General features: G+C 59.2%; 3 protein-coding genes. 2 read left to right on the top strand and 1 reads right to left on the bottom strand.

The features are described from left to right. Positions 1-107: 107 nt before the first annotated feature. Positions 108-443, top strand: a complete 336-nt coding sequence (locus P1S46_12075) for a hypothetical protein (protein MDF1537207.1) — start codon at positions 108-110, stop codon at positions 441-443. 280 nt (positions 444-723) lie between these two features. Here the strand turns inward: P1S46_12075 and P1S46_12070 are convergent, their stop codons facing one another. After that, positions 724-1,911 (bottom strand): glycosyltransferase family 2 protein, encoded by a 1,188-nt coding sequence (locus tag P1S46_12070; protein ID MDF1537206.1) that lies wholly within the window; start codon positions 1,909-1,911, stop codon positions 724-726. 111 nt (positions 1,912-2,022) lie between these two features. Between P1S46_12070 and P1S46_12065 the strand changes: the two genes are divergently transcribed. Further along, positions 2,023-2,790, top strand: coding sequence for a hypothetical protein (locus tag P1S46_12065; GenBank protein ID MDF1537205.1), 768 nt, complete (start codon positions 2,023-2,025; stop codon positions 2,788-2,790). The last annotated feature ends 83 nt before the right edge of the window (positions 2,791-2,873 follow it).

Raw genomic sequence — 2,873 nt, 5'->3', positions numbered from 1 at the left:
AGGAAAGGGAAAACGACGCTTTTCCCTTTCCGTGGAGCGAAAAGTCCCGGATTGGACTTTTTGCGACTCTATCATTGATGGAAGCTGAAAGATAAACGGAGCGAGCCATGACCGAGTTCAAACTCGATGAGTTGAGAAAGATCCAGGCCGAGGCCTGCAAGACCTTCGGGAACCCCAAAAGGCTCCTTATCGTGGAAACGCTCTGGGACAAGGAGCTGTCCTATTCAACGCTCATGCAGAAAACCGGGCTCGACAAGGTCACCCTCACACAACAGACCACATACATGCGCCGGAAAGGGATCCTTGTCAGCAGGCGCGTAGGCGGCACTCTCATGCTCGCGGTAGCCAACACCAAGATCCTGACTGCTTTCGGTCTCATGAGAGAGGTGGTCATCGACAAGATAAAAAAGGACCACGAACTGCTGTCTGTCGTCTCTCGCTAGGAGTCTGTCGGACTATCCGTTTCAGACTCCTAGCAGCGTGTCGGAAAAGTCCGACACGTTGCTGGCCCGGGTTTCAACCCGGCGCTCAACTGGACACGGGGTACTGAATAAGTTAAATTGCACGGACATTCCCATCCATTGCTGGGAACGGGACGGCCGGAAACGGTCGTCCCGCATTTTTTACCCTGGGCTAACCGTTTCAGAAGCCCGGGGCAAAAAGATCGGGAGAAGGCAGTTGGAAACGACAGGAAGGAGGCAGAAGGGAATCGAGGGGACGATTCTACTTTGGACCTTGGACCTTGGACCTTGGACCTTTATATATGGTTCCCCTCCACTTCACCCCGCCCCTGAGATGGTAAAGCACCGCTGATCTGACGATGGCCCACACCATGAGAAACGACCCCGCGGGGAAGGTGACAAAATACAGCCAGGACGCTCCCGTACCACGGGCTGCCAATCCGTAAAGAGCGGCAAAGCTCAGCCACACTCCGTACCCTCCGATCGCGGAGATCCCAAGGAGCCCTCTCAAGCCGGGACGGTACAGGAGCGAGGCGAAAAAGGGGATCCAGGTGACGGCCAGAAGGCCCAGACAGCCGAAGAGGGTCCTGACCGGTTTGAATTCGAAGGCTGCGTAGGCGTTTTTCTCAAGACCGGTCACCAACCCCGTGATACCCTCGTGCCAGCGGACACTCACACACCTTTCCGCGGAGACGACCCCTTGCCGCCCCCCGGTTTTTTTCATGAGTTTGCCGAGCATAAGGTCGTCCACCACCTCATTTTTGAGGGCCGCATGGGTGCCTGCCCTCTCGTAGGCGCCCCGCCGAACCATGTTGAATGCCCCTATGCCCGCGTAGAAAGGGGATCCCGGGACGGAAGCCCTCCATATCCTGTACCTGGACACGAGGAGAATGGAGAAGAAGGGGACGAAGACGCGCTCCCAGAACCCCACGGTGATAACCCGGGGAGTGGCTACAAGGTGGTCGAGGCCGTCCCTTTCGCAAAGGGCCAGCGCCCTGGCCAGACATCCGGGCTGGAACACCACGTCGGCGTCGGTGAACAGGAGAAAGGTCCCCGAGGCCTCTTCGAACCCTTTCTGGAGGGCGTGGTTCTTGCCCAGCCAGTCCTCCGGAACATCCCTGATCCTCAAGACCTTGAGACGGTGATCGGACCGGGCGATGCCTGAGGCGATCAAACCCGTGTCGTCCGAGGATCGGTCGTCCACCAGGATCGCCTCCCCCCCGGGCGGCAGGGCGGCCATCACGCTGGCCAGGGCCTCGGGCAGAGCTGCCCCCTCATCCCGGGCGGGGATGATGACCGACAACGTGACCCCGCCGGACCTTTCCGATACCTGGCCTGGCGGCAGGTCTGAAAGGTTCTCGCCCAGCCGCCCCGCAACCCACCACTCGACGGCCAGTTCCAGCCACCACAGGAAGGACAGCGAGCATATTGCCAGGATAAGGATATCCACGATTGAACCTCCGGATCATTAAAGCTAACATATTTAAATAGGATCTCACACAAGCTCCCCTTGTCCGGCTTCCTGCGGCCGTTTCGGGGACGGAAAACCAGGAGATTGTTCATGACGAGACTTTCGACCCGTATCTGTACGCTGGCGGCCGTGTTGTGCCTTGCCGCAGCACCCGCCCACGCCGGCAGCCCGGTGCCGGCCGCCAAAAACGGCCATTACGTCTCCAACATCCAGTACACGGGAGGGACGGGGACCGGGCACACCCTCGCGCAGATCAGGTGGGGGGACCATAGGAAGTTCGAGCGCATCGTCCTCGAGTTCGCCGGCGATCCCACCGGGGACGATCTCCCCCGCATGAAGGTGGAGACAGAATATTATCCCATGCGGCTGGCCATCCGGCTCCCCGGGGCGCCGGAAAGGGGGGTGAGCCTGTTCACCGACCCTGCCCCGTTCCGCAAGAGCAGCCTCATCACGAGGGTGGACACCTTCGACGTCTGCGGCGGCGGCCAGCTCCTGTCAGTGGTTCCAGCCCGTCCGGTGGAGTTTGAGATCTTCACCATGACCAACCCTCCCCGCCTGGTCATCGACATCATCCTGAGCCGCATGGACCCCATGCGCGAAGAAACCAAGTACTCGATGAGGACACTTCCCCTTTACGGGGACCAAGTCTGCATTCTGCTGGACGAGGCCGCCAACGTGGGAATCACTCCACGGTTGATCACGGACGCCAACGGGAACATCTTCGGTGAGCTGGGATTATACGACGAGGCAGACAAGGCGTTTGCCTCGGCGGCACGCCTCGGTGAAACCATCGGGAAACAGTTCACCCTACAGGTCAAGGCCAGGGGGATGATGGAAGCTCCCGCTGCTCTTCCCTAGCCTGCTTTATTCATGATGCAAATGAGATGTCAGCTAACTGTGTGGCAATTAAAGATGATGACTTCGCAAAAAGTCATCAACGC

This window comes from bacterium (genome assembly GCA_029210545.1).
GTDB lineage: Bacteria > BMS3Abin14 > BMS3Abin14 > BMS3Abin14 > BMS3Abin14 > JARGFV01.
The sequence above is the reverse complement of the archived record's forward strand: the minus strand, read 5'-3'. Positions and strand labels throughout refer to the sequence as shown.

Bases quoted from the DNA above. Each gene is read 5' to 3' on its own strand.
- P1S46_12075 (MDF1537207.1), top strand. From the start codon at position 108: ATGACCGAGTTCAAACTCGATGAGTTGAGAAAGATCCAGGCCGAGGCC.
- P1S46_12065 (MDF1537205.1), top strand. From the start codon at position 2,023: ATGACGAGACTTTCGACCCGTATCTGTACGCTGGCGGCCGTGTTGTGC.